Source organism: Rheinheimera sp. F8, from assembly GCF_001518915.1.
In genome coordinates this window covers 4,068,192-4,092,307 of sequence record NZ_CP013656.1, presented here as the reverse complement: position 1 = coordinate 4,092,307, position 24,116 = coordinate 4,068,192, and the positions used below count along the sequence as shown (strand labels likewise).

Annotated in this window: 21 protein-coding genes; 8 read left to right on the top strand and 13 right to left on the bottom strand. The window is 54.6% G+C overall.

What is annotated here, in order from left to right:
• Positions 1-15: 15 nt before the first annotated feature.
• The 4 genes from ATY27_RS18205 to ATY27_RS18190 are packed head-to-tail and all read right to left on the bottom strand — an operon-like array spanning position 16 to position 6,497.
• On the bottom strand, positions 16-627 hold the full coding sequence (locus ATY27_RS18205; protein WP_208932032.1) for a TetR/AcrR family transcriptional regulator: 612 nt from the start codon (positions 625-627) through the stop codon (positions 16-18).
• A 22-nt stretch (positions 628-649) separates the two neighbouring features.
• Entirely contained in the window at positions 650-2,110 is a 1,461-nt protein-coding gene (locus ATY27_RS18200) for an efflux transporter outer membrane subunit (RefSeq protein WP_244151362.1), read from the bottom strand.
• A gap of 10 nt (positions 2,111-2,120) precedes the next feature.
• Positions 2,121-5,246: an efflux RND transporter permease subunit gene (locus tag ATY27_RS18195; RefSeq protein ID WP_208932031.1), complete on the bottom strand. Its 3,126-nt coding sequence runs from the start codon at positions 5,244-5,246 to the stop codon at positions 2,121-2,123.
• A 12-nt stretch (positions 5,247-5,258) separates the two neighbouring features.
• Entirely contained in the window at positions 5,259-6,497 is a 1,239-nt protein-coding gene (locus tag ATY27_RS18190) for an efflux RND transporter periplasmic adaptor subunit (RefSeq protein ID WP_208932030.1), read from the bottom strand.
• Between the two features lie 132 nt (positions 6,498-6,629).
• Here ATY27_RS18190 and ATY27_RS19935 point away from each other — a divergent pair, with 132 nt between their 5' ends.
• Together ATY27_RS19935 and ATY27_RS18180 are read left to right on the top strand one after the other, a co-directional pair.
• Positions 6,630-6,947 (top strand): excalibur calcium-binding domain-containing protein, encoded by a 318-nt coding sequence (locus ATY27_RS19935; RefSeq protein WP_244151361.1) that lies wholly within the window; start codon positions 6,630-6,632, stop codon positions 6,945-6,947.
• Positions 6,948-7,031: 84 nt separating this feature from the next.
• Positions 7,032-9,386 (top strand): exonuclease domain-containing protein, encoded by a 2,355-nt coding sequence (locus ATY27_RS18180; protein ID WP_208932029.1) that lies wholly within the window; start codon positions 7,032-7,034, stop codon positions 9,384-9,386.
• Here the strand turns inward: ATY27_RS18180 and ATY27_RS18175 are convergent.
• Complete coding sequence (locus ATY27_RS18175; RefSeq protein WP_208932028.1) at positions 9,318-10,076, bottom strand: SDR family oxidoreductase; 759 nt, start codon at positions 10,074-10,076, stop codon at positions 9,318-9,320. The two genes, ATY27_RS18180 and ATY27_RS18175, sit on opposite strands and share 69 nt — an antisense overlap.
• Before the next feature lie 116 nt (positions 10,077-10,192).
• On the opposite strand from ATY27_RS18175, the gene ATY27_RS18170 reads away from it, so the two are divergent.
• The 3 genes from ATY27_RS18170 to ATY27_RS18160 are packed head-to-tail and all read left to right on the top strand — an operon-like array spanning position 10,193 to position 14,020.
• A complete protein-coding gene (locus ATY27_RS18170) occupies positions 10,193-11,101 on the top strand; it encodes a LysR family transcriptional regulator (protein WP_208932027.1) in 909 nt (302 codons plus the stop codon).
• A gap of 53 nt (positions 11,102-11,154) precedes the next feature.
• Complete coding sequence (locus tag ATY27_RS18165; protein ID WP_208932026.1) at positions 11,155-11,595, top strand: nucleoside deaminase; 441 nt, start codon at positions 11,155-11,157, stop codon at positions 11,593-11,595.
• Positions 11,588-14,020 carry a diguanylate cyclase gene (locus ATY27_RS18160; protein ID WP_208932025.1) on the top strand — a complete coding sequence of 811 codons (2,433 nt, stop codon included), beginning with the start codon at positions 11,588-11,590 and terminating at the stop codon, positions 14,018-14,020. Before ATY27_RS18165 ends, ATY27_RS18160 begins: the two co-directional genes overlap by 8 nt.
• Positions 14,021-14,061: 41 nt before the next feature.
• Here the strand turns inward: ATY27_RS18160 and ATY27_RS18155 are convergent, their stop codons facing one another.
• The 6 genes from ATY27_RS18155 to ATY27_RS18130 all read right to left on the bottom strand — a co-directional run bounded on the left by ATY27_RS18155 (position 14,062) and on the right by ATY27_RS18130 (position 19,340).
• Positions 14,062-15,633: a PAS domain-containing methyl-accepting chemotaxis protein gene (locus ATY27_RS18155; RefSeq protein WP_208932024.1), complete on the bottom strand. Its 1,572-nt coding sequence runs from the start codon at positions 15,631-15,633 to the stop codon at positions 14,062-14,064.
• 97 nt (positions 15,634-15,730) lie between these two features.
• Positions 15,731-16,324 carry a 2OG-Fe(II) oxygenase gene (locus ATY27_RS18150; RefSeq protein WP_208932023.1) on the bottom strand — a complete coding sequence of 198 codons (594 nt, stop codon included), beginning with the start codon at positions 16,322-16,324 and terminating at the stop codon, positions 15,731-15,733.
• A 168-nt stretch (positions 16,325-16,492) separates the two neighbouring features.
• Positions 16,493-17,425 (bottom strand): hypothetical protein, encoded by a 933-nt coding sequence (locus ATY27_RS18145; RefSeq protein ID WP_208932022.1) that lies wholly within the window; start codon positions 17,423-17,425, stop codon positions 16,493-16,495.
• Positions 17,426-17,449: 24 nt separating this feature from the next.
• Entirely contained in the window at positions 17,450-18,097 is a 648-nt protein-coding gene (locus ATY27_RS18140) for a hypothetical protein (protein WP_208932021.1), read from the bottom strand.
• A complete protein-coding gene (locus ATY27_RS18135; RefSeq protein WP_208932020.1) occupies positions 18,072-18,635 on the bottom strand; it encodes a sigma-70 family RNA polymerase sigma factor in 564 nt (187 codons plus the stop codon). The genes ATY27_RS18140 and ATY27_RS18135 overlap by 26 nt, the downstream gene beginning before the upstream one ends.
• Before the next feature lie 111 nt (positions 18,636-18,746).
• The gene (locus tag ATY27_RS18130; RefSeq protein ID WP_208932019.1) at positions 18,747-19,340 is read right to left on the bottom strand and encodes a DUF1801 domain-containing protein; all 594 of its coding nucleotides are present in this window, start codon (positions 19,338-19,340) and stop codon (positions 18,747-18,749) included.
• A 73-nt stretch (positions 19,341-19,413) separates the two neighbouring features.
• On the opposite strand from ATY27_RS18130, the gene ATY27_RS18125 reads away from it, so the two are divergent.
• On the top strand, positions 19,414-20,001 hold the full coding sequence (locus ATY27_RS18125) for a DUF3833 family protein (protein WP_208932018.1): 588 nt from the start codon (positions 19,414-19,416) through the stop codon (positions 19,999-20,001).
• Positions 20,002-20,009: 8 nt separating this feature from the next.
• On the opposite strand, the gene ATY27_RS18120 is transcribed toward ATY27_RS18125, so the two are convergent.
• The gene (locus tag ATY27_RS18120) at positions 20,010-21,566 is read right to left on the bottom strand and encodes a DUF3369 domain-containing protein (protein WP_208932017.1); all 1,557 of its coding nucleotides are present in this window, start codon (positions 21,564-21,566) and stop codon (positions 20,010-20,012) included.
• A gap of 84 nt (positions 21,567-21,650) precedes the next feature.
• Positions 21,651-22,052 carry a DUF2721 domain-containing protein gene (locus ATY27_RS18115; protein WP_347876414.1) on the bottom strand — a complete coding sequence of 134 codons (402 nt, stop codon included), beginning with the start codon at positions 22,050-22,052 and terminating at the stop codon, positions 21,651-21,653.
• A 121-nt stretch (positions 22,053-22,173) separates the two neighbouring features.
• Between ATY27_RS18115 and ATY27_RS18110 the strand changes: the two genes are divergently transcribed.
• Both ATY27_RS18110 and ATY27_RS18105 read left to right on the top strand, forming a co-directional pair.
• Complete coding sequence (locus ATY27_RS18110) at positions 22,174-22,770, top strand: YhgN family NAAT transporter (RefSeq protein ID WP_208932016.1); 597 nt, start codon at positions 22,174-22,176, stop codon at positions 22,768-22,770.
• A gap of 3 nt (positions 22,771-22,773) precedes the next feature.
• Entirely contained in the window at positions 22,774-24,051 is a 1,278-nt protein-coding gene (locus ATY27_RS18105; RefSeq protein WP_208932015.1) for a hypothetical protein, read from the top strand.
• Positions 24,052-24,116 lie beyond the last annotated feature (65 nt).

Here is a 24,116-nt window from a genome sequence, read left to right as displayed (position 1 = left end):
ATTACGCTGTGCGTTTTAAAACGGTGTCAATAAAGTACGGATCACCGGTTTTAACGCAATCAACACAGTATCTCGGTCCAGTTGCGGATTCAGCACCCGGCGGATCATCAGGCCGCCAAACAGCGCAAACATCACGCTGATCCGGCTGTCGAGTTCCGCTTCCGGCAGGTCACGAACCAGGCTGCCGTCACGGCGCAGCAGTTGTTTCATCAGCCGGCGGGCTTCAACGTCTGACGCTTGCAACGATACGGCGACCTTGTCATTACGCGCCGCTTCCGAAATCATTTCCAGTTTTAACGCGCCTTTTTCTACGTCCAGATGTTTGTCGACACCGTTTTCACAGCCATCGAGCATCACGTCCAGCAAGGGACCTTCGGCCTGTAAAAAACCGTCGAATACCGAAAACATCTCTTCCATATCACGCGCAATAATGGCATCGATGATGGCGTCTTTGCTGTCGAAATAGTTGTAGATATGGCCCGGGCTCATGCCGGCGGTTTTGGAAATTTCGGCCATGCCGGCGCCATGGTAGCCGCGGCGGCGGAAGCAATCTGAAGCCGCGTCCAGCACCTGCAAACGCCGGCTTTGCGCCAGCAATGGATCTTGCCGTCTGGTTTTTGTATTCATTTTGCTTCCTCCGCTTGTGGGGTTACTGCGTTACAGCCTTTGCATTCGTGCTTTGCCAGCCACCGCCGAGTGCTTTATACAAGCCGAGTTGGGCTTGTTGATAACTCAGACGGGCACTGGTCAGCTGTTGCCGTGCACTATACCAGCTGCGCTCGGCATCCAGCAGCTGCAGATAGCTGTCGGCACCTGCGTCAAAACGGGCCTGACTGAGCTGTTTGCTGCGAAAACTGCTGTGTTCCAGCGTTTGCAGCGCGCTTAACTGCGCCTGATAACCGGCTTTGTCGGCCAGCTGGTCAGACACATCCCGAAATGCCTGCAGGATCTTCTGCTGATAAGTTTCGAGCGCGATAGTACGGTCTGTTTCGGCCAGCTGCAAGTTAGCCTGGGTGCGGCCCATATTAAAAATCGGCAGGCTGATGTTCGGCACAAAGCTCCAGCTGCCACTACCACCGGCAAACAACCCACTGAGTTCATTGGAGGCGGTGCCGGCATTTGCGGTCAGGCTGATCGACGGGAAAAACGCCGCCCGCGCCACACCGATATTGGCGTTGGCTGCTTTGAGGAGGTGTTCAGCCTGCTGAAGATCCGGCCTTTGAGTCAGCAGCAGCGACGGGCTACCGGCGGCGAGTTCCGGCAGCGTCAGCTGGTCTTGTGCTGTTGGCAATAAAGCACTGAGATCAGCTTGCGGCTGGCCCAGCAACAACTGCAATGCATTCAGATCGCGCTGCAGCAAACGCTGATAGCGCGCCATATCGGCCTGGCTGATTGCCAGCAGGCTTTGCTGCTGGCTCAGCGTCAGCTCGGACGCCGCACCGAGCGCAACTTTGCGCTCGGTCAACTGCAGGCTCTGCTGATAACTGGCAGCACTATGCTGGGCCAGCGTCAGCAATTGCAGATTGCTGGCATAGCTATACCAGCTGCCGGCCACTTCAGACAGCAAACTGACGGTTGCGGCCCGCTGCGCCGCTTCGCTGGCAAACAGTTGTTGCAGCGCCTGCTCGGATTGATTCCGCACTTTGCCGAACAGATCCAGCTCCCAGCTGCTGCCAACCGTGACACTGGCTTGCTGCTGAATCGATGCGCTGCCGTTTTGGCCCCCGTTTTGGCTTAGATCTGCCGGCAACCGTTGCCGGCTTTGACTGGCGGATAAATCCAGTGCCGGATACCGGTTGCTGTCGCTGATTTGGTACAACGACCGCACGCGGTCGACATTCAGCACGGCCAGACGCAGGTCCTGGTTTTGCTTGAGCGCCTGCGTGAGCAGCTGCTGCAGTCGCGGATCCTGAAAAAATGCCTGCCAGGTTGGTACTGCTGTGTGCTGAGTTTCGAGTGGTGCTTGCGCATACTGAGTCGGCACTGCTGCAGGAGTTGCCGGTAAATCCGGTGCTAAAGAACAGCCGGTCAGCGCACTGGCGGTCAGCACGCTGAGTAGCTGCAGGCGGAACCTGCGGGTACTGCCTGTTGGTTTTGATTGCATCAACATCTAAAACTCCTTAACTCTGGGTATCAGCGGCAGGCTTGGCCGGGAACACCCGGCGCACCCCCACAAAAAACAGCGGAACAAACACCACAGCCAGAATACTGGAGGCTAAAGTGCCGCCAATCACCGAGATGCCGAGCGCGTTTTGCGCGCCAGAGCCTGCGCTCGAGGCAATCGCCAGCGGCAATACGCCACAGATAAAGGCCATCGACGTCATCAGGATCGGCCGCAGCCGTAACCGCACCGCTTCAATCGCGGCGTCGACCAGCCCCAGACCTTGTTCCATCCGGGCGATAGCAAATTCGACGATCAGGATGGCGTTTTTCGACGCCAGACCAATAGTGGTGAGCAAACCGACCTGCAGGTAGATGTCGTTGGACAGCTGGCCGACCAGCGCAGCCAATGCCGCACCAAACACGCCAAGCGGCACAATCATCATGACGGCGGCAGGAACTGACCAGCTCTCATACAGCGCCGCCAGACAGAGGAATACCACCAGCAACGACAGCGCATACAGCAGCGGCGCCTGGCCACCACTTAACCGTTCCTGATAAGAAATGCCGGTCCATTCAAAACCAACACCGGGTGGCAGCTGTTTTACCAGCTGTTCCATTTCTTCCATTGCCTGACCTGTGCTGTAACCCGGTGCTGCAGCGCCCTGAATTTCCATCGCAGAGAAGCCGTTGTAGCGTTCCAGCCGCGGCGAGCCGTAGCTCCAGTGGCTGCTGGCAAAGGCGGCGAATGGCACCATGTCGCCTTTGGTATTGCGGACATACCATTTATTCAGGTCTTCCGGTGCCATCCGGCTGTCGGCTGCGCCTTGCAGGAAGACTTTTTTCACCCGGCCGCGGTCAATAAAATCATTGACGTAGCTGCTGCCCCAGGCAGTGGCGAGCGTGCTGTTGATGTTGGCCTGGCTGATCCCGAGCGCCTCGGCTTTGGCTAAATCAATATCGAGTTTCAGCTCCGGTGTATCTTCCTGACCATTGGGGCGTACGCCTGCCAGCACCGGGCTTTTGGCGGCCATGCCGAGCAACATATTACGCGCCTGCAGCAGCTGGTCGTGACCAAGGCCGGCTCTGTCCTGCAGATAGATGTTAAAGCCATTGGCAGTGCCAAGTTCCACCACCGCTGGCGGCGGGAAGGCAAATACAAAAGCTTCTTTAATGGTGGAGAAATAGCCCATCGCCTTCCCGGCGACGGCGCCGACACTCAGGTCCGGTCTTTGCCGCTCATCCCAGTGCTTCAGGTTCACAAAGCCAATGGCCGCATTTTGGCCGGAGCCGGCAAAACTAAAACCGGCCACAGTGAAAATGGATTTGACTGCTTCCTGTTGATCGACCAGAAAGTGTTGCTCCATTTTTTTGACCACACCCAGCGTTTGTTCTGTGGTGCTGCCTGCCGGCAACACGACCTGATTAAACAAAATGCCTTGGTCTTCGTCCGGTAAAAACGCTGAGGGTAACTGACTGAAGATGTAGATCAGGCCACCAAAAATCAGGCCATACACCAGCAGGTATCTTTTACTTTGCGCAATCATTTTGGCGACCAAGCTCTGCGTGCCCTGATTGGTTTTATCAAAACCACGGTTAAAGCCGCCAAAGAAGCGTCCGGCCAGCGATCCCGGCTGATGCACATGGCTGGGTTTTAACAAAGTGGCACACAGCGCCGGCGTTAACACCAGGGCGACCAGCACCGACAAGGCCATCGCGGACACCAGCGTGATGGAAAACTGCCGGTAAATCACCCCGGTCGAACCACCGAAAAAAGCCATCGGCACAAAAACGGCTGACAGCACCATGGCGATGCCGACCAGTGCGCCTTTGATTTCATCCATCGATTTGCGCGTTGCTTCCAGCGCCGACAATTTCTCTTCGGTCATCACGCGCTCGACGTTTTCCACCACGACGATGGCATCGTCGACCAGCAAACCAATCGCCAGCACCATGGCAAACATCGTCAGCGTGTTAATCGAATAACCAAAGGCATACAGGATGGCAAAAGTACCGAGCAACACCACAGGCACGGCAATAGTCGGGATCAGCGTGGCGCGGAAGTTCTGTAAAAACAGATACATCACTAAGAACACCAGCACTACGGCTTCAATCAGCGTATGCACGACTTTTTCGATCGACAGCGCGACAAAAGGTGTGGTGTCGTAAGGCACCACCGCTTTGAGGCCGGCCGGGAAAAATGGCGTTAAATCGGCCAGCGCCTGTTTGACGCCGTCGGCGGTATTCAGCGCGTTGGCGCCACTCGCCAGTTTAATGCCGATACCTGAGGCAGGTTTGCCGTTGTAGCGGGCGACGACGTTGTAGGTTTCACCGCCGAGCTCGACCGTTGCGACATCACTGAGCCGCACCACGCTGCCATCGGAAGCGCTTTTCAGCAGAATATTGCGGAACTGTTCCGGCGTTTGTAGCCGGCTTTGTGCCGTCACGGTCGCATTCAGTTGCTGGCCCTGCATCGCTGGTAAACCACCAATCTGACCTGCCGACACCTGAGCGTTTTGCGCCACAATGGCTGCGCTGATATCGGCCGGCGTCAGCTTGAAATTCTGCAGCTTGGCCGGGTCCAACCAAATGCGCATTGCATATTGCGAACCGAATAATTGGACTTCGCCGACACCTTCGACGCGCGAAATAATGTCCTGCACATTCGATGCAACATAATCGCCGATATCGATGTTGGTCATGCTGCCGTCTTCGGAAACAAAACCGACCACCATCAGAAAGTTACGGGCTGATTTGGCCACGGTGACGCCCTGGCGCTGCACTTCCTGCGGCAACAATGGCGTCGCCAGTGCCAGTTTATTCTGCACCTGGACCTGGGCGATATCCGGATCGGTTTCCGCATTAAATGTCAGCGTCAACGTAACCTGGCCACTCGACTCCGAGGTGGACGACATATACATCAGGCCGTCCAATCCTTTCATTTTCTGTTCGATCACTTGCGTGACGGTATCTTCCAGCGTGCGTGCGGAAGCACCGGGATAACTGGCGCTGACACTAATGGCCGGCGGCGCAATCGATGGATACTGGGCCACGGGCAGGGCACGGATCGCCAGCACACCGGCCAGCATCACCATGATCGCCAGCGCCCAGGCAAAAATCGGTCTGTTGATGAAAAAATGCGACATCAGGAACCTCGCTTAACGGGCCGCAGCCGGTACTGCCGGGGCAGAACCTTTGCTGGCATTGACTGCAGGGGAAGGCGCTGCAGAAGAAGGGACTTCAGTGGAGGTCGCCGGTACCGCCTGTACCACAGCGCCGGGGCGGATTTTTTGCAGACCTTCAACAATCAGTTGGTCGCCCGCCTGTAAACCGGCGGTGACTAACCAATTACTGCCGACGGTGCGGTGGGTTTGCAGCAGGCGCGGCTCCACTTTGCCGTCCTTGCTGACAACCAGCGCGGTGGCTTCACCTTTGGCGTTGCGGCTGACGCCGCGTTGCGGCACCAGCATGGCGTTCGCCTGCTGACCTTCCTGCACCGTGGCGCGGACATACATGCCCGGCAGCAGCAGCTGGTCAGGATTCGGGAAGCTGGCGCGCAAAGTGACAGAGCCGGTATCCGGGTTCACCGTCACTTCGGCAAATTGCAGGGTACCTTTGTGCGGATAGACGGAACCATCTTCCAGTTTCAGGCTGACTTCGGTCTGGCTGGCCGCCTGGCCGATAGCGCCCTTCGCCAGTGCTTGTTTCAGCGCCAGCAATTCACTGCTGGACTGCGTCAGGTCGATAAACACCGGGTCTAATTGTGTGATTGTGGCCAGTGCCTGGTTTTGGCCGCTACTGACCAAAGCGCCGGTGGTCACCGTCGATTTACCGATCTGACCAGCAATAGGGGCCAGCACTTTGCTGTAATTCAGATTGATTTGTGCCGTGCTGACCTGGGCTTTAGCACTTTGTAAATCGGCTTTGGCCTGTAAAAAAGCCGCTTCGGCTTCATCAAAATCCTGCCGGCTGACCGCTTTGATTTTCAGCAGTTCGCGATAACGTTCAGCTTTGGCCTGCGTGCTGGCGATATTGGCTTTGGCCCTGGCTTCGGCCGCTTGTGCGCTTAACAACGCCGCAGTAAAAGGCGCCGGGTCGATTTGATACAAAGTGGCGCCGGCTTCAACCCGGCTGCCTTCGGTAAAATGGCGCGCCTGTACGATGCCACTGACTTGCGGCCGGATCTCAGCGATCTGCGCGGCCTGCACCCGGCCCGGTAATTCACGGCTTAAGGTGACATCCTGCGGTTGCAGGGTAACAACGCCTACTTGCGGAGCTGCAGGGCCTGCGCCTTGTGTGGCAGGGGCTTGCTGGCCACAGGCTGTTAAAAACAAGGCGCTGGCAAGCAGGGTGAAAGTGCTTTGCAGCAGAGGTTGGTGACGACGAATAGGCTGCATCAGAAAGATCTCCAAATTAGAGTGAACGTTCATTCTAATTAATGGCGGTGAAAAAATCAACGGGGAGAATTGTCAGGATTGGGTAAATGTTGCATAAAGAGAGCTGACTGTGACGATAAAAGGAACTTTGAAATGCTGAATAAACTCTTGGTTCTGGTTATTTTGATTGGGATTTGGCAGTGGTGGCGTGGTCACCAATCTGTCGCTGTTAGCACAGCGCCACCAGAGGTGACTGTTGCTGCAACGCCTGCAGCATTGAATGAAGATCCGCGATGGTCAGATACCAGTTCACAGCAGGCAACGCAGAGTTTTGCCTGTGATGGCCGGCAGTATTGTAGTCAGATGAAAACTCTTGAAGAAGCTGAGTTTTTTATCGCCAATTGCCCTAATACCAAAATGGATGGTGATAACGATGGCGAACCATGCGAAAACGATTCTCGATGGAGATGAAGATTTTTGGACTAAAATGCTGTTTGTTTATCCAGTATTTATTTTGCTACAGTAAGACAAGCTTTTTTCTGACCGGACTTGCTGATGCCTGCGCCTGTTGTATTACCCCCGGATTATTATCTGCAGCATTTCGCTGAGTTTCTGGCACGCGTGGAAGCGCAATATGCCGGGCTGTTGGGGCCGGTGGAGCTGCAATTTATTGGCGATTATCGTGCTTTGTCGCCGGACGCGCGGCGCTTGTGGCTGCGGATGTTCAGCCGCAAAGGCACTGTGTTTGCCCTGGCGGACCTGCAGTATGCCGAAATCAGCGATCAGCCGGCGGCCGCAACGCTGTTGCTGCAAAGTGGTTTTGCCGCGCGGCCGGAACAAGATGCCGATCTCGCCAATTGGTTACTGAAAGCCAATAAACAACAGCTGTGGGACCTGTTGCAGCTGGGGCTGGCCCAGAACCAACTGCTGCAATTGCCGAAAAAATCTGCTGATAAAGCAACCTTGCAACAAGCAGTGACAGATGCCGCGTTACTGCAACCCGCGTTACTGGCACAAAGTGGCGACTGGCTGGCGCTGCGTCAGACCGACGCCTTGCAGTATTTATTGTTTTTGTTTTTTGGCCGGATTGAAACCGATTTGTCCGCTTTTACGCTGCGCGATTTAGGCGTGATGGCAACCGGTGGCCTGCGCACTGAAGCCCAGGCCGGTACCGCACCTGCGGGAGCCGCGGATCGCAGCGAACCGCTGTATCAGGCGCGCTTTCTTGATGTGGCCACCGCGCAGGCGGCTTATGCCTATGCTCAATTAAAAGCCGCACTGCGCGAGGCGCTGCCACGCAAAAACAGTGTGCTGAGCCCTGAGCAATTACAGCAATGGCAGGCGCAGTCAGCATTATGGCCGGAACCGCTGGATGAGCGCACTGAACTGGCGCGGGAGAAACTCTGTGAAGCCTTGGGCCGTCAGGCGGAGCGGCTCGGCCAGGTCGATACCGCCATTCACTGGTATCTGGCCGGTGGCGGCTATCCGGCGTCGGAACGCCTGATGCGGCTGTATCACAAGCTGGGCCGGCGCGACGAGCTCAAGGCGTTGCTGGCGCAAATGCAAACCGAACCTTGTTGCGACGAAGAATATTATCTGGCGCTGGATTTCAGCCGCCGCGTATTCAAGCAAAGCCGTATCACCGCAACCACACATCTGCTGCAGCAAGCGGCTGTATTAGCGCTGGACGAACTCTGGGCCAATGCACCGGAGCAAGGTGCCTTGTTTTATTACCGGCAGCAGGGTTATCAGGCTGAACATCTGGAAAACAACCTGTGGCTGGCTCTGTTTGGCTTGTTGCTGTGGCCGCAGTTATTTGAAGCGCCCGACAGCAGTATTTACAACGAATTTGAACGCCGGCCGCGTGATCTAACCACGCCGCTGTTTTATCAGCGCCATGGTGTGGCTATTGAGGCGCAGCTGAAGCTACTGGACGACAAAGCCGCGGCTTGCCGTTATTTGCTGGCGCAAAGTACGCGCCATTATGGCAAACAGAACGCAATTTTCAGCTGGTATCCGGAATTGACGCGGCCGCTGCTGGCGCTGGTTCAGGGGGCGCCGGCCGGCGCTCTGGCTGCGGTACTACGCAAAATGGCGTTGGATTTTCGCCGTCATAGCAGTGGTTATCCGGATTTAATGCTGTGGCGTGACTGCGACAGTGAAAATAACGGGCAAGTGCAGGATCTGCAGTTTATTGAAATCAAAGCCCCGGGCGACAGTGTGCGGCGCAATCAGTTAAGCCGGCTCTATAGCCTGCGCGACCTTGGCTTTGCGCTGCGGCTGGAGCGGGTGCAGTGGGTGCTGGATCCGGCGCGGATTTATGCCGTGGTCGACGTCGAAACCACCGGCGGCACGGCTGGCAATGATCGGGTGACCGAAATTGGTTTGGTCAAACTGCAATATGGCCGTGAAATTGCGCGTTATTCGACGCTGATTAACCCGCAGCGGCGCATTCCGTCTTTTATTAGTAAGCTCACCGGCATCACCGATCGCATGGTGGCAACAGCGCCAGGTTTCAGTGACATCGCCGCTGAACTGTGGCAGTTGCTGCAGGGCTGTATTTTTGTCGCGCACAATGTGCGCTTTGATTATGGTTTTATCCGCGCCGAATTTGCCCGCTGCGGTTATACGCTGCAGTTACCGCAGCTTTGTACTGTGGTGGAGAGCCGGCGTTATTTCCCCGGCTTAGCCTCCTATAGCCTCGGCAATCTGACGGCGCATTTTGGTATCGAATTGACGCAGCACCACCGCGCGTTCGCCGATGCTGCCGCAACGGCCGAATTGTTGTTGCTGATTAATCAGCAAAGATCGGCCAATGCGACAGCACAGATAACTACCAACTCAGAGGAACATACCACCGGAGGCTTCGATGCGCTGCGCGGTGATCCAGCCAGCGTCGTCACTGAGTAACAACCGCATCACAGCGCCTATATCATCCGGCTGACCGACACGGCCGAGTGCCGTGTTGGCTGCCAGATATTGGTTAATCGCCTGATTGTCCCGCACGGCGCCGCCACCAAAATCGGTTTCGATTGCCCCTGGGGCCAGCACATTGACGCGGATGCCACGCGGCGCCAGTTCTTTCGCCAGATACAAGGTCATAGTTTCCACTGCGCCTTTCATCATCGCATAAGCGCTGTAACCCGGGATGGCAAAACGGGTCAGGCCGGTCGACAACTGCAAAATGCGGGCGTTATCGGCCAACAGCGGCAACAGCTGCTGGGTCAGGAAATACGGCCCTTTAACATGGATGTTCAGCAGCTGATCAAACTGCGCCATGCTGGTCTCGGTAAAAGGCGTATGGACGCCGATGCCGGCATTGTGGATCAGCGCGTCCAGTGTGCGGCCATTCCAACGCGACTGCAGGGTTTCACTGAGGCAGCGGACAAAATCGGGCAGCGTATCCGGGGCCGCTAAATCCAGTTGCAGCGCCACGGCACGCTGGCCTAATTCCCGTGCCTGTTCCGCCACTTGCTCAGCTTCCAGTGCATTGTGTTGATAAGTCAGGATCAAATCAAAGCCAGCCTGTGCCAGTTTTAACGCGCCGTTTTTGCCAAGACCGCGGCTGGCGCCGGTAATCAAAACGATTTTATTGCTCATCTGTTGCTCCTTCAGGTGGGCGAAAGTGCCACCGACAGCTGCAGTGTATTGATAAGCAGATAGCCAATAAATATGCTAAAAATGCTTAAACTATTCGCTAATTGAGGATAATTGGCATGCAGGATTTACTGCTGGCTTACCGGGTTTTTGCCCGCACTGCCGAACTAAAGAGTTTCCATCTGGCGGCGGAAAGTCTGGGCCTGTCGAATACTTATGTGTCGACACTGGTGCGCCAGCTCGAATCTCAGTTGGGCAGCCGCTTGCTGGCACGCACCACCCGCAAAGTGCAGCTGACCAGTGACGGCCAGTTGTTTTATCCGCGTTGTGTTGAGCTACTGGCCGAACTGGATCAGTTGAATCAGCTGTTTGTGCCGCAACAAGGCGAACTGAGCGGAAAACTGCGGATTGACCTGCCTACCGGCATCGCAAGATTGCTGATACTTCCGGCGTTGCCGGCGGCACTGGCAGCGCAGCCCAAATTACAACTGGATATCAGCTGCACCGATCGCAAAGTGGATTTGGTCGCCGAAGGTTTTGATTTGGTATTGCGCATCGGCAGTGTCGACAGCGAAGGTCTGGTGGCGAAACAGCTCGGTGTTGCACCGCTGACACTGGCGGCCAGCCCGGCCTATCTGGCGCGGTTTGGCACGCCGTTGCAGCTGGCGGATTTGGCTGGCCACCAGCAGGTGCATTATGTCCGCCATTTTGGCGCGCAGGACCCGGGGCCGGCCTATTTGCTGCACGAGCAGCTGCAGTATTTTGCGTTACCGGGCGCGGTGACGGTCAATCATACCGACAGTTATGAGACTGCGTGCCTGCAGGGTTTGGGCCTGATCCAGGCGCCGAAATTTGGCCTGCAGCAGTATTTTTCCAGCGGGGCGCTGGTCGAAGTGTTGCCGGGGCTGCCGCAGCCGGCGATGCCGGTCTGGCTGTTGTATCCACACCGGCGCCATCTGACACCGCGGTTGCATTGGGCTTTGCAGTGGTTGCAGAATTTAATCACGCCTTTGCTGCAGCAACCTTGACGGCAAGCCATTGACGGCACAGGCTTAAGCAGAACTTAGCAGCGGAGTGCAAGATGTCTGATCCCTTTATGCAGGCGGCGATAGAACAAGCCGAACTGGGTCTGGCCGAAGATGGCATTCCAATTGGATCTGTACTGGTCATTGACGGCAAAATCGTCGGGCGGGGCCACAATCAACGGGTGCAAAAAGGTAGCTGTACTTTGCATGCCGAAATGGACTGTCTGGAGAATGCCGGCCGGCTTAGCGCCGCCGATTATCGCCGTGCCGTGTTGTATTCCACGTTATCGCCCTGTGATATGTGCAGTGGCACTGTGCTGTTGTATGGCATCCCGAAAGTGGTGATTGGCGAGAACCAGACCTTTCAGGGACCGGAAGCTTATCTGCAAAGCCGTGGCGTTGAACTGGTAAATCTGCAGGATGAACGCTGTAAGTCTTTGATGCAGCAATTTATTGCCGAACGTCCGGCATTGTGGTTCGAGGATATCGGTGAGTAGCCGCTGGTTCTGGACCTTATTGCTGCTGTGCTGGCCGGCTGGCGTCCTGCTGGCGGCAGAAAAAGTCCGCCTGCAGCTAAAGTGGCAGCATGGTTTTCAGTTCGCTGGTTATTACGCGGCAGAGCAACAAGGTTATTACGCGCAGGCCGGCTTAAAAGTTGAACTGGTCGCAGCCAGTCCCGGGCTAAAGGTACTGAACGAAGTGATGGCAGGCCGGGCGCAGTTTGGCGTTGGCACCAGCAGTTTGTTACTGGATTATGCCAAAGGCCAGCAAGTGCACTTACTGGCCAACGTATTCCAGCATTCGGCGCTGGTGCTGTTGTCACGGCCGACTGGTGCGATACCGGATATCCAGGCACTGCGTGGTCAGAAAGTGATGCTGGAATCCGGTGCCGAGGAACTGCGGGCTTATTTACGCCGCGAAGGCCTGACCGATGCGGATTATCAGCTGGTGGAGCACAGCACCTCATTGCCGGACCTGATCAATGGTCAGGTCGCCGCCGTGTCGGCATATAGCAGTAACGAGCCGCTTCTGCTGCAACAAGCAGGGATCCCTTATCATTTATTTTCTCCGCGCAGTGCCGGCATTGATTTTTACGGTGACAATCTGTTTACCAGCGCGGCGCTGATGCGGAAAAAACCGGAGCTGGTGGAAAAATTCCGCGCCGCCAGCCTGCAAGGCTGGTCCTATGCCATGCAGCATCCGGCCGAAGTGGTCGATTACATGGTGCAACATTATCCCGGCGGGTTAAGCCGGTCGCTGCTGCTGGCCGAAGCGGCAGCGATGCAGTCGTTATTGCAGACCGATTTAATCGAGCCTGGTTATATTAATCCGGTGCGCTGGATGCATATCGCGTCGGTGTATCAGCAACAGGGCCTGTTAACGACCATTCCGGATCTGGATGGGTTTTTATACGAGCCGGCCAGTACTATTGATTTAACCTGGGTATTAATTGCGCTGCTGGTGTTGCTTGGGCTGTTACTCGCACTAGCGCTGCTGGCCTATATCACCCAGGTCAATCGCCGCTTGCATCAGTTGTTGCAACAAAAGCGTCAGCAACAAGGCTGGCAACATGCGCGCAGTCAGATCCTGCAACAAATGTTGCGGGATGAAACTGCGCCGCATGAACTGCTGACCAGCGTGTTACAGCAATTGCAGCAATTTCGCAGCGATTTTCATCCGCTGTTATTGTTGGACCGGCGCGGCGAGCTGCCGCAACTGATCCATATCGATCTGAGCGCTGCGGGCTGGAGCGATATGCAGCAACGGATCGCGGTGTTTGACAACGATTGTGATATTCCCGGACTAAATTTATTGGCGGTGCCGCAGCTCGGCAATCCCAGCCCGGAATTTACCGGTGTGGCCGCAGGGCAGCTGCGGTTTTGTGCCTTTCCACTGCAAGGCGACTGTAGCCAGATCCCCGGTGTTTTGCTGGTCTGGCAGCAACCCGAATTCAGCGCGCAGGATTATGAATTACTCGGTGATGTTGGCTCGTTGATCGCGATTAGTCTGGAACGTCAGCGTGACCGGGAAGCATTGCGCCAGAGTGAAGCCCGCCACCGGCTGCTGACCGACCATGCCAGCGATGTGATTTGGACTATGGATCTGGTCGGCAATATCACTTATGTCAGTCCTTCGGTGCAACGCCAACGCGGTTTTACCGCCGAAGAAGTGATGCAACAGCACCTGACGGAAGCTTTAACGCCGGATTCGGCACAACTGGTATGGAATCAAATGATCCAGGCCAGTGCGCTGGTCGCGGCTGGTAAGCCTTATCCGGAATTTGTCGCCGACCTGGAACAACCGCATAAAGATGGCGGGACCGTGTGGAGCGAAGTGAAAACCGGGGGTATTTATAACGAAGCCGGCGAATTTATCGGTGTAGTTGGAGTCGCCCGCGATTTGACAGAACGGCGCAAAACGGAACAACAAATGCGTTATATGGCGCAGCACGACAGCCTGACCGGCTTGCCGAACCGGGCGCTGTTTATGGATCGGCTGCAGCAGGCGCTGACTTATTGCAGCCGGCATCAGCGCCAGCTGGCAGTTTTACTGCTGGACCTGAACAAATTTAAGCCGGTTAATGATGAATACGGTCACGCCGCCGGTGATGAGTTGCTCCAAGCTATCGGCGAATCTTTACGCAAACTACTGCGGGCTTCGGACACAGTGGCACGGCTTGGCGGCGATGAATTTGTCGTGTTACTGCCGCAGCTGGAGTCGCCGTTGGAAGTCAGCAAAGTCGCCGCGAAAATCACCGAAGCATTGGCGCAACCATTTGTGTTGAGTATGGCAACAGTACAGATAGGCTGCAGTATTGGTCAGGCGCTGTTTCCGGATGATGGATCAGATGCGGAGCAACTGATCCGTATTGCGGATGAACGGATGTATCAGCAGAAACAACAGCGCCATCAGGGCCGATAAACCGGCTCTGGCAGCGTCAATTTCTTGCCATAACATCTTTGTCAGGTATCGCGGCGAAAACGCAGCACCAGCTCATGCAGTTCTTCGGCCGTATTGTTTAACTGCTCACTGCTGTGGCACACCTCTTTACCGCTTTGCATGCTGTCGTTGGCAAGTGTAGAGATTGAGACGACTTGCTGATTAATGTCCTCAGCAACGTGAGATTGTTGTTCTACCGCGGCGGCCATTTGCGTGGCCATACTGGCAATGCCAATCACCACATCGCTGATGCCACTCAGCATTTGTTCGGCTTCCTGCACTTTGGACACCCCAACTGCGGCGTCCTGTACACCATTTTCAGCCACAGTGACCGAACTTTTCGCCTGTTCAGACAGTTGCCGGATGATCTGATAGATCTGCCGGGTGGATTCGGTGGTGCGGGAGGCCAGATGACGGACTTCATCGGCAACAACGGCAAAACCACGGCCTTGTTCTCCGGCGCGAGCTGCTTCAATCGCTGCATTTAAAGCGAGCAGGTTGGTCTGGTCGGCGATTTGTTCAATGATTTGTGCCGCCTGATTAATCAGGCTGGTTTGGCCGGCGAGGGTGGTGACCGCCTGGCTCACCCCGTTGACTGTTTGCTGCAGCTGCAAAATAGCTTCGCGGGTTTGCCGGGCAATGGCTGAACCCTGCCGTGCCAGCGCATCGGCATCATTGGCTTTGGTTGCGGTTTCCTGCACATGACTGGCGACTTCGGCGATGGTCGTGGTCATCTGATGCATTGCGGTGGCAACCAGCTCCGTCTGTTGTTGCTGTTGTTGCAGATGCTGCACCGACTGACTGGACAATTCGTAAGCGGACACTGAACGCTGTGCGACCGTAGTGGCGGAATCTTCAATCCGCGTCAGCATCGTATCCAGATGGGAATTACTGGCTGTCAGCGCAACTTCCAGTTCACCCAAAGCACCACCATGCCGGGCATAAGTTAATACGGCCAACGGATCGGTGAACGGATGTTGCATCGCCTGACGCAATACGGCGAGTTCGCTGTTACTGCGTAGTTGCATAGTGGCGAGTGCGGCGACTGCAGCGACTGCTGATAGTCCGGCGGTCCAGCTGACACTACCCACGGCAAAACAGACCGCAGCGCCTGCCAAAGACAAGCCCGGTAACGCGTACCAGCCGAGCTGGTAAGCCAGCGCCGAACTGCGCCCTTTTGGCGTTTTGCCGGCGTTGATCTGGGCGTACATCTCATTGGCGTGCTGGATTAACTGGCGGTCCGGCACCACCCGTACTGATTCATAACCAACCACTTTGCCCATCTCGCTGATGGGAGTGACATAGGCGTGCACCCAATAAAAATCGCCGTTTTTACAGCGGTTTTTCACCAGTCCCATCCAGGCTTTGCCTTGTTGTAAATGTTGCCACATGGTTTTAAAAGCGGCCGCCGGCATTTCGGGGTGGCGAACAATATTGTGATGCTGGCCAACGAGTTCACTGCGGGAGAAGCCGCTAATGGCCACAAATGCATCGTTGGCGTAAGTGATAGTGCCCTTTAAATCCGTGGTCGAAATCAATTTCTGCCCGGCAGGAAAGGTCCGCTCGCGCGTGGTTATTGGCAAATTCTGGCGCATTCGGCTAAATCCTTTTTAGTAAATATATGAAAATCGGGGGGAATCATCGCTGAGCATAGCTCAGTCAGGCGCTTTGTCAGGGAAAGATCAGTTATTTCTAATCTACACGAAACCAGCCGGCGATACTGAACCGGACCATTTCAGCCGGTAATACTTCATGCGGAAAACGGGCGCTTTCAAACAACACCAAAGTGCTGGCTTGCGGCTGGACTTGCAGCAATGGTGTGTCGTGTTCGCTGTAAATCTGTAAAGCGCCACCGCTGGCGACGTCATTGAGGTAACACACGGTAGTCAGCACCCGACTGGACCGGCCGGTAAAGGCGTCCAGATGTTTTTGATAAAAATCGCCACGCTGATAACGGGCAAAATGTGCTTCGTGATGGGTCAGGCCGAGAAAACAGCGGCGGTTGGCTGCCTGCTGGATGTGGCACATTAACGCCAGATATTGCTGTTGCGCATCAGAGCTGCCATCGAGCCATAAGGTCTGATCACGGCGAATGTCCGGGTCGAGTTGCAAGTCCTGGCCGCGGCCGATGCCGGCGGGTTTTAACTGCGCTTGCTGAGCTTCCAGGCACAATTGCTGACAAAGGCTGGCTGGCAATGCGTGCGGGATCACGACCAGTCCGTGCAGATAAAACTGTTCAACCGCGTTGGCTAACCAGACAGGCTCAGGCAATTGACTGACAGGCATCTCAGATCTCCACAGGCATAGTGCTTACTGGAGGGGCTTTTTACGCAGCGGCGGCGGGGCTGTCAAGTCTGTAAGTGGATTAATTTTAGGAACGATCGGCTTTGTAGATAAAAAAACCGGGTCTGCATGGCAGGCCCGGTATCGTGGCTGCAGTTAGCTCTGCTGTGCTTAATACTGATAATAGTCCGCTTTTTTCAGCAATGATTCTGCGCCTAACTTGCCGCTGATGCATTGATTAATATCAGATTTTTTGAATACCCAATAAATATCTCTGCTGTCGCGGCCGCCATCAGTCGACAGCTGCAGCGAGACAAACTCGCTGTCTTTTAATTCGCGCAGACTGGCACCGTAGTCACACAGCGTTGCCGCAAATTTGCTGCCGACCTGTGCGATCAGCTCAATTTGTTTTTGCTGGGCTATTTTGGCCTGTTCCTGACGCTTTTTCAGCATTTCCTGTTCGGCAATATCATATTTTTGCTGCATCTCTTTGACTTGTTTTGCCAGCGCCGCTTCTTTTGCGGTCAGTTGGGTTAACTGTTTTTGCTGCTCGGCATCCAGTTTGCCGACCTTGCCGGAGAATTCGACATCGCGTTTTTCCCGCTGCACATCACGTAAATCGCGCTCCAAATCGCGTTTTTGCTCCCGTAATTCACGGCTTTGGTCACGCATCCGTTCGTGCTGTTCCATCATTTGTTCAGCGGCGAGTTCGGCCTGTTCCTGAAATTCCTGCAATTGGTCTTCATCGACGGCATGTCCGGCCAAAGCGGCCTGGGCAACTGCATTGGCTTGATCCACTACAGCCGACAAATCAGCTGGAGATATCGGCGCCACTGGCGGAACAGGGGCGACCGGTGCTATCGCAAAGAAGCGGCCAAAACCACCCGAAGTACGGGTCTGGAATAACACGCCCTGACCCGCCAGGTAACTCAGGTCAATCCGGCCAACGCCGGCGGAACGGCCGGGTTGTTCCATCGATTTTTGCAGGATATCCCGCATAATTTCCAGATTTTGCTTCAGTTTGTCACTGACCTGCGTCGCCGCATGGCCACCCGTCGATAAAGTCAGCAGCACGGCGGCTGCCACAGAAGAGATAAGTTTCATCACACAACTCCATTAGTTGGGGCGTTAATTTTGGCGATTAATGCGGTTGTCCGGGCTGTAATTCAGTCGCGCCTGGGTTGGCTGGACATTGTCCTGCCAGTATTGCCAGTCGGCCTGTCGTTGCTGGTTAAGGTATTCCACCAGTTCCAGCATGTCACCGCGCCGGTTTTTCTGTTCAGCCTCAGTCAGATAATCCTTCAGCAGGATCAGCTGCGACGCCTGTTGTTGTTGTTGTCTCTGCATTTGGGTCTGCAGATACTGTTGTTGTTCGGTTTTATAGCTGGCCAGCTGCGCCGCCACTTGTTGCTGCACCTGTAGCTGCATTTCCATTGGGTCGACCTCGCTCCAGCGCAGTGCAATACCACCGTTTTGCACTTGCAGACTGAGCGGCGACATGCTGATCACCAGCGCCAGTGCTGACATGCCCACGCTGAGGCGCGGCCACCAGGATGTGGTGGCAGGCGTTTTATGGCCCCACTGCTGGCGGAACATGCTGCTGGTATCCACTTGCGGCACCGGCGGATAATCTGGTTGCCGCGCCAGTTGTTGCAGCTGGGCGGCCGTCTCAAAACGCGCCCGCCAGACCGGATCATGCGACAGCGCGTTGCGGCAGGCATCGGTGGTCAGATCACCGGCGAGCCAGGCGTCAAAAACTTGCTGACTGTTCGACATCGTGGTCCTCCAATTGCACCCGAAGTTTATCCAGGGCGCTGTAAAATCTTGATTTCACTGTGTTACTTGAAATCGCCAGTTGGTCGGCAATTTCGTCAAAGGTAAAGTGTTGATAAAACCGCAGTTCGACCACCAGTTTTTGCTCTGGCGGCAGCGTTTTTAGTTTTTGCTGCACCAGCAGCTGTGTTTGTTGTTCTGATAACCGTTGTTCGTGGCTGGGTTGATCTTCATGTTCCAGTTCCGGCAGATCATCCAGGTCCTGTGTCGGCTTGCGTTTGCGTAGCATATCCATGGCGCGATAATTCGCGATGCCAAATAACCAGGTTTTAAAACTGCTGTCGCCGCGAAACTGCGCCAAATTCCGGCACAATACTAACAACACGTCCTGCAACAAGTCGCGGGCATCGTCCGGATTGCCCATCAATCGCAGGCTGTAATAGTACAAAGCCGACTGATAGCGACCGACCAGCTGGTGCCAGGCCCGCTCGTCGCCATGGATGGCTTTTTCTATTAGGGTTTCGTCGCTGCGTTTAAACACTGTGTGATCTGTTTTTGCGTTGTTGATATGCCTTGGTCGGGGCAGGGATATATTTAGTTTGGCAAAATCGGAAAAAATTCGAATATTTTGCAATTATTCCGAAAAATCATTTTATTTCATGTACTTCCAGTTTCTGGTTTTGTGCTCACTGAGCCATAACACGATAGTCTCCAGCCGTTTTTGCTGAGTGCCGGCAGTTTTTGCCTGCAAAAACCATTCAATATAGTCATTTTGCTGTGCAATAGTCATTTGCTGGAAAAAAACACTGGCAGCGGCGTTTTGTTGCAGCGCCGCAGCAACGGGCGCTGGCAATGGCAGGGCCGTTTGAGGTTTTTTCTGCCGCGGTAATGCTGCTGCCGGGCTGGCCGCTAAGTCTGCCGCCTGACGCAATAATACCTGCAGGTCGACATCGGCCGGTAAATCGCTGATGCGGCAAATCTTACCAAACTGCCCCATGCCCGCAGTGCCACCGGCTGCAGGAACTGTCAGGCCCAGTGCATCAGCACGCCAGAAGCCAAAGCCACAATGCGCTTTGAAAGCGGCCATAAAACACAAATTATGTTGCAGGCAAAAAAACGGCATGCCCCATTTGATCTGCTCGCTGATCTCCGGCAGCGTCTGATGCACCAACTGGCGCAAATGCAACAGCACGGGCCGGGCAAATGGGGCGGCTTGCTCAATATAGCGGTCTACATCAGGATTCATCGGTGTCTCCGGCAGATCCATAGGAAGTTTTCCTGCGTAGTTAAAGTATCTGCAATCAAGTCCGGACCTGTAAATGAAAATTCTCGTTGCGCCCGTTATCCTGCTCTTGCTCAGTGGTTGTAGTCAATCGCTGGATGACTATCAGCAGATGCAACCGACCTTAACTTTACCCGGCTTTTTCAGTGGCAGCAGTCAGGCCTTTGGGGTGCTGCAGAACTGGCGTGGTCAGCAGACGCTGCATTTTTCTGCCGAGCTGTGCGGCCAGTGGCAAGGCAACCGCGGCGATTTGTACGAGATTTTTTTATATAGTGATGGCCGCACCGATAAACGGCATTGGCAACTGCAGGTCGGCGCGGATGGCCAGATCAGCGGCAGTGCCGAAGATGTGGTCGGCGCAGCCAGCGGCCGCATTGCCGGCAACACGCTGTATTGGGAATATGTGCTGCGTATTCCGCAGGTCGACGGCAGTATTGATGTAGCCGTCAAAGACTGGTTATATCTGGTCACGCCACAGCAACTGGTGAATCGGTCGACGCTACATAAATATGGCCTGACAGTTGGTGAGTTGACGTTATCGATTCAACAACTGGATACAAAAGCGTCTTGCCAGGATTTTATTCAGCGTTATCAGCAAACTGTGCGCTCGGCACCAAAGGCCTGAAATCGCGATCAGGACTGAGTACTTTCATCCGGGAACGCGTCGCGGATCGCCAGAAACTCATCGATATGGCTAAGCAGGATGTCGGTCAGCACCGGGTCGAACTGTGCGCCTTTTTGTTCATGCATATACTGCACGACCTTCGGCATCGGCCAGGCTGGTTTGTAACAGCGTTCGCTGGCCAGCGCATCAAACACATCAGCCAGCGCCGTGATCCGGCCAGCGATGTGAATTTCCTCACCTTTTAAGCCCCGCGGGTAACCGATACCATCCCAGCGTTCGTGATGTTCGTGCGCGATCACCGCGCCGTACTGCAGAATTTCGTTTTGTGATTTTTGTAAGATCTGATGGCCAACTTCAGCGTGCGTGCGCATGATGGCCCACTCGTCAGCGTCGTGTTTACCGGGTTTATTCAGAATGTAATCCGGGATGGCAATTTTACCGACGTCATGCAGCGGCGACGCCAGTTTGATTTTCTCCGCATCATAGCCAGATAAGCCGTATTTGACTGCCAGCAGATAGCTGAAATTGGCCACCCGTTTGACATGACTGCCGGTTTCTTTCGAGCGTTTTTCCACCGCTTCGCCAAGGATATACGACAGTTCGCGCTGGCTTTCTTTAATCAGTTCACGCAGTCGGACATTTTCATAAGCCACTGCGATATTACTGGCGAAATAACTCAGCAGATGGTGATCAATCTGGTCAAATTTACTGTCTTTGCTGACATAAAGGAAATTCTCCAGCCCGCGATTCGTCGTGAAGTAGCCGACAAAATAATCGTCGCCATGAAACGAACGTTTTAACTGATGCACCTGTGCCAGTTTTTGTTCCACTTCCGCCGGCAACTGGAATTCTGGCCCGGTCACACACCCGCTGGCAGCGATGATATCTAATGACAGTTGCTGTTGTTTTGGATCGCCGGTCGCGGCGCAACAGAAAATCTGGGAATGTTCAAGCCCAAGTAAGCTCGCAGCCTGGCCGAGAATAATAGAGGCGAACTCCTGCAGACTGTCACATTCGAGGAAACTGACGGTAGAGGCGATCACCCGTTCCAGGCCTTTTTTGTTGTTTTCAATAATGCAGATATCGCGATAGGCGCGCAGGGCAGAATACAGCAGCGTTTTTAATTTGATCGCCGTGACTTCGGTTTTGTTTTTGTAATCGTTAATGTCGTAATCGCGGATCACATGTTCTTCCGGCGCTTCGCCGGGTTGGCCGGTCCGCAGAATTAAGCGGATCTGGTGGTTTTTTAAATCGCTGCGGATGGTTTTGACTAAATCGAGACCGGCGTGATTGGATTCCATCACCACATCGACAATGGCGACTGCGATATTCCGGTGCTGTTCCAGTACCAGCAACGCCGCTTTGGCGCTGTATGCATGTAATAATTGCAGCGGCCGACCTTCGAACTGGAAGCCTTTGAGCACCAGATTGGTGATTTGATGAATGCTCTCATCATCATCAACAATCAGCACCAGCCAGGGTTCCGCCGCCGGTGCGGTTGATGTTGGGTCCGGGGTGGACTGAAATTCCTGATCAACACCAAATAAAAAATCCTGATTCGACATAGAGGGGGCCTGAGTATCCGGTTAATTCAACCACAGCTTTGAATGTAGCAGGCTTGTCAAAAAAATCCTCTGCGGCCTACCGCTTCAGGATTGCCGGTCAGCGGCTTCCAGTGATTCCAGTTCAATATTGATGGCATTGCAGGAGATCTGAATTTCGTACAAAGACACAGTCAGACTCAGCACCAGACTGGCCAGACTGGCGCCAAAAAACCACTGGCCGGCCAGATCCCACTGCATAAATAAAGTAAACATCGACAAGGTGCACAAAATGAAGCTGATCACGCCCCAGCGTTGCATTGAGCGGATCAGCACTATGCGTTGACGCAGATTTTCAATTTGCCGTTTGGCCAGGTCGCGTACCTGATGACCCTCGCGGTTATTCAGCTGGCGAATCAGTTGCGCCAACACCAGAAAACGATTGGTATAGGCCAGCAATAACAAAGAGATGGCGGGGAAGAGTAATGCCGGGGTGGTGATAGTCATCATAATCATGTTCCTCTGAACGCCGTTTTACCGGCGGCAACTGCCATAGTGCGAAAACTGCTGCAGCAGTGCAAGTTTTTGATCATACTCAGATCTTCATAGCAGAAACACAGGAGAATTCCGCATGGCGGTTGATTTGTGGAGCGCGATGCTCACGTTATTTCTGATCATGGATCCACTCGGCAATTTACCGATTGTGGTCGCTATTCTGAAAAACATCAAAGCAGAGCGCCGGATGAAGGTGCTGGTGCGCGAATTGCTGCTGTCGCTGGTGATCCTGTTACTGTTTTTGTATGGCGGTCAGGCGTTCCTCAGTATTTTGGGCGTGAAAGAAGAAGCGGTCAGTATTGCCGGCGGTATTATTTTATTCCTGATTGCGTTACGGATGATATTTCCGCAGGAAGGTGGCGTGATTGGCTTAAAAGAGGGCGAAGAACCCTTTTTGTTTCCACTAGCGGTGCCGATGATTGCTGGCCCTTCGATTCTGGCAGCATTGATCCTGCTGGCGAATCAGCAACCGGGCCAGATGCTGGACTGGACGCTGGCGTTATTAGGCGCCTGGCTGATTAGTTCTGCCATTTTGTTATTTGCGCCGGCCTTGCACCGCATTCTGGGCGAACGTGGTCTGACCGCAATGGAACGGCTGATGGGCATGATTCTGGTTATCATTTCAGTGCAAATGCTGTTAAATGGCATCGGTCATTATTTTAAGTGGAATTAGGTGATGCAACAGGATCCTGTGATCCAGCAATGGCTGGAGCAAACAGAACAGCAACTGCGCGCGCAGCTGCAGGAACTGGCGCAACAGCTGCAGCAGCAACAACAGCTGTGGCAGGAAGAGCTGCGGCGGGATGAGGCAACATCTACAGCGCCTGAACTGGCCGCATTACAACATGAGCTGCAGCAGACCCGGCAGCTGCTGAGTGTCGCGCAAAAACAAGCACAGGCCGACCAACAGGCGGTGACGTTAGCCACGGCGCAACGCCAGTCTGCCCAGGAAGAGCGCGACGAAGCGCTGGAAGCTATGCGCCGGTTAGCTGATCAGCTGCGGCTTAGTCAGGATGAATTCCGCCAGGAAAAACAACAGGTGCTGGCATTGCAGCAGCAGCTGGAGCTACTCAGTAATGAACTGGCACTACAGCACAAAGATAGCGGCGTGCTGACGACGCTGCAGGCTGAACTGCAAGATGCTCAGCTGCAGCTGAAAGAAGGAAGGCAAACGTCAATACAGCAGTCAGAGCAGGCCCAGCAACAACTGAACCAGTTACGTGAACAGCTGCAACAGCTGACGTCGGCAGATCAGCAGGTGCAGCTACAGTTAGAGCAGCAACTGCAACAACTTGACCAATCCAACGCACAACGGCAACAACTGGAACAGCAACTGGCGCAACAACTGGTGCTGACAACCCGGCAACAGACCGAGCTGCAGACACTGCAGCAGGAGTTAACGACCGCGCGGCAAGATCAGCAGGCACTGGCTGGTCTGCAACAACGCCAGCAACAACTCTCTACTGAGCATACGGCGCTGGAGCAACAACTGACCCAATTGCAACAACAACATTTTCAATTACAGCAACAACAGCAGGAATCCAGTGAACTGCAGGCGCAGTTTCTCGCTTTGCAGACTGCATACGCGACATTGCAGCAGCAACAGGAAGAGACAGTTGCACAGCACAGCGTGCAGCAGGCGGAGTACCAGGCACAACAGCTGCTCGTCACTGAACTCACCACTTTACAACAGCAACAGCAGGTGTGGCTGCAACAGCAGCATAAACTGGAAAGTCAGTTATTCCGCGCCCAGGCCCGCGTTGAAAGCATAGAAGAACGCCAGCAGGCCGAAGCTGAGCAGTCGCGTGAGACGATCCGTCAGCTCCGGCAACAATTACAGGCACAGCAAGCCGAAGCACAGGAACAGATCCAGTTACTGCAACAGCAGGCCACCGAATTCCGGCTGAAATTTGATTACGCGCAAAAACAGCTGGTGCAGCAGTCAAACAGTTAGCCGGCAATACCCGTCAAACTGGCCGTGCCGTTGTGCTTTGTGTATGATGGCCGGCATTGCTGCAT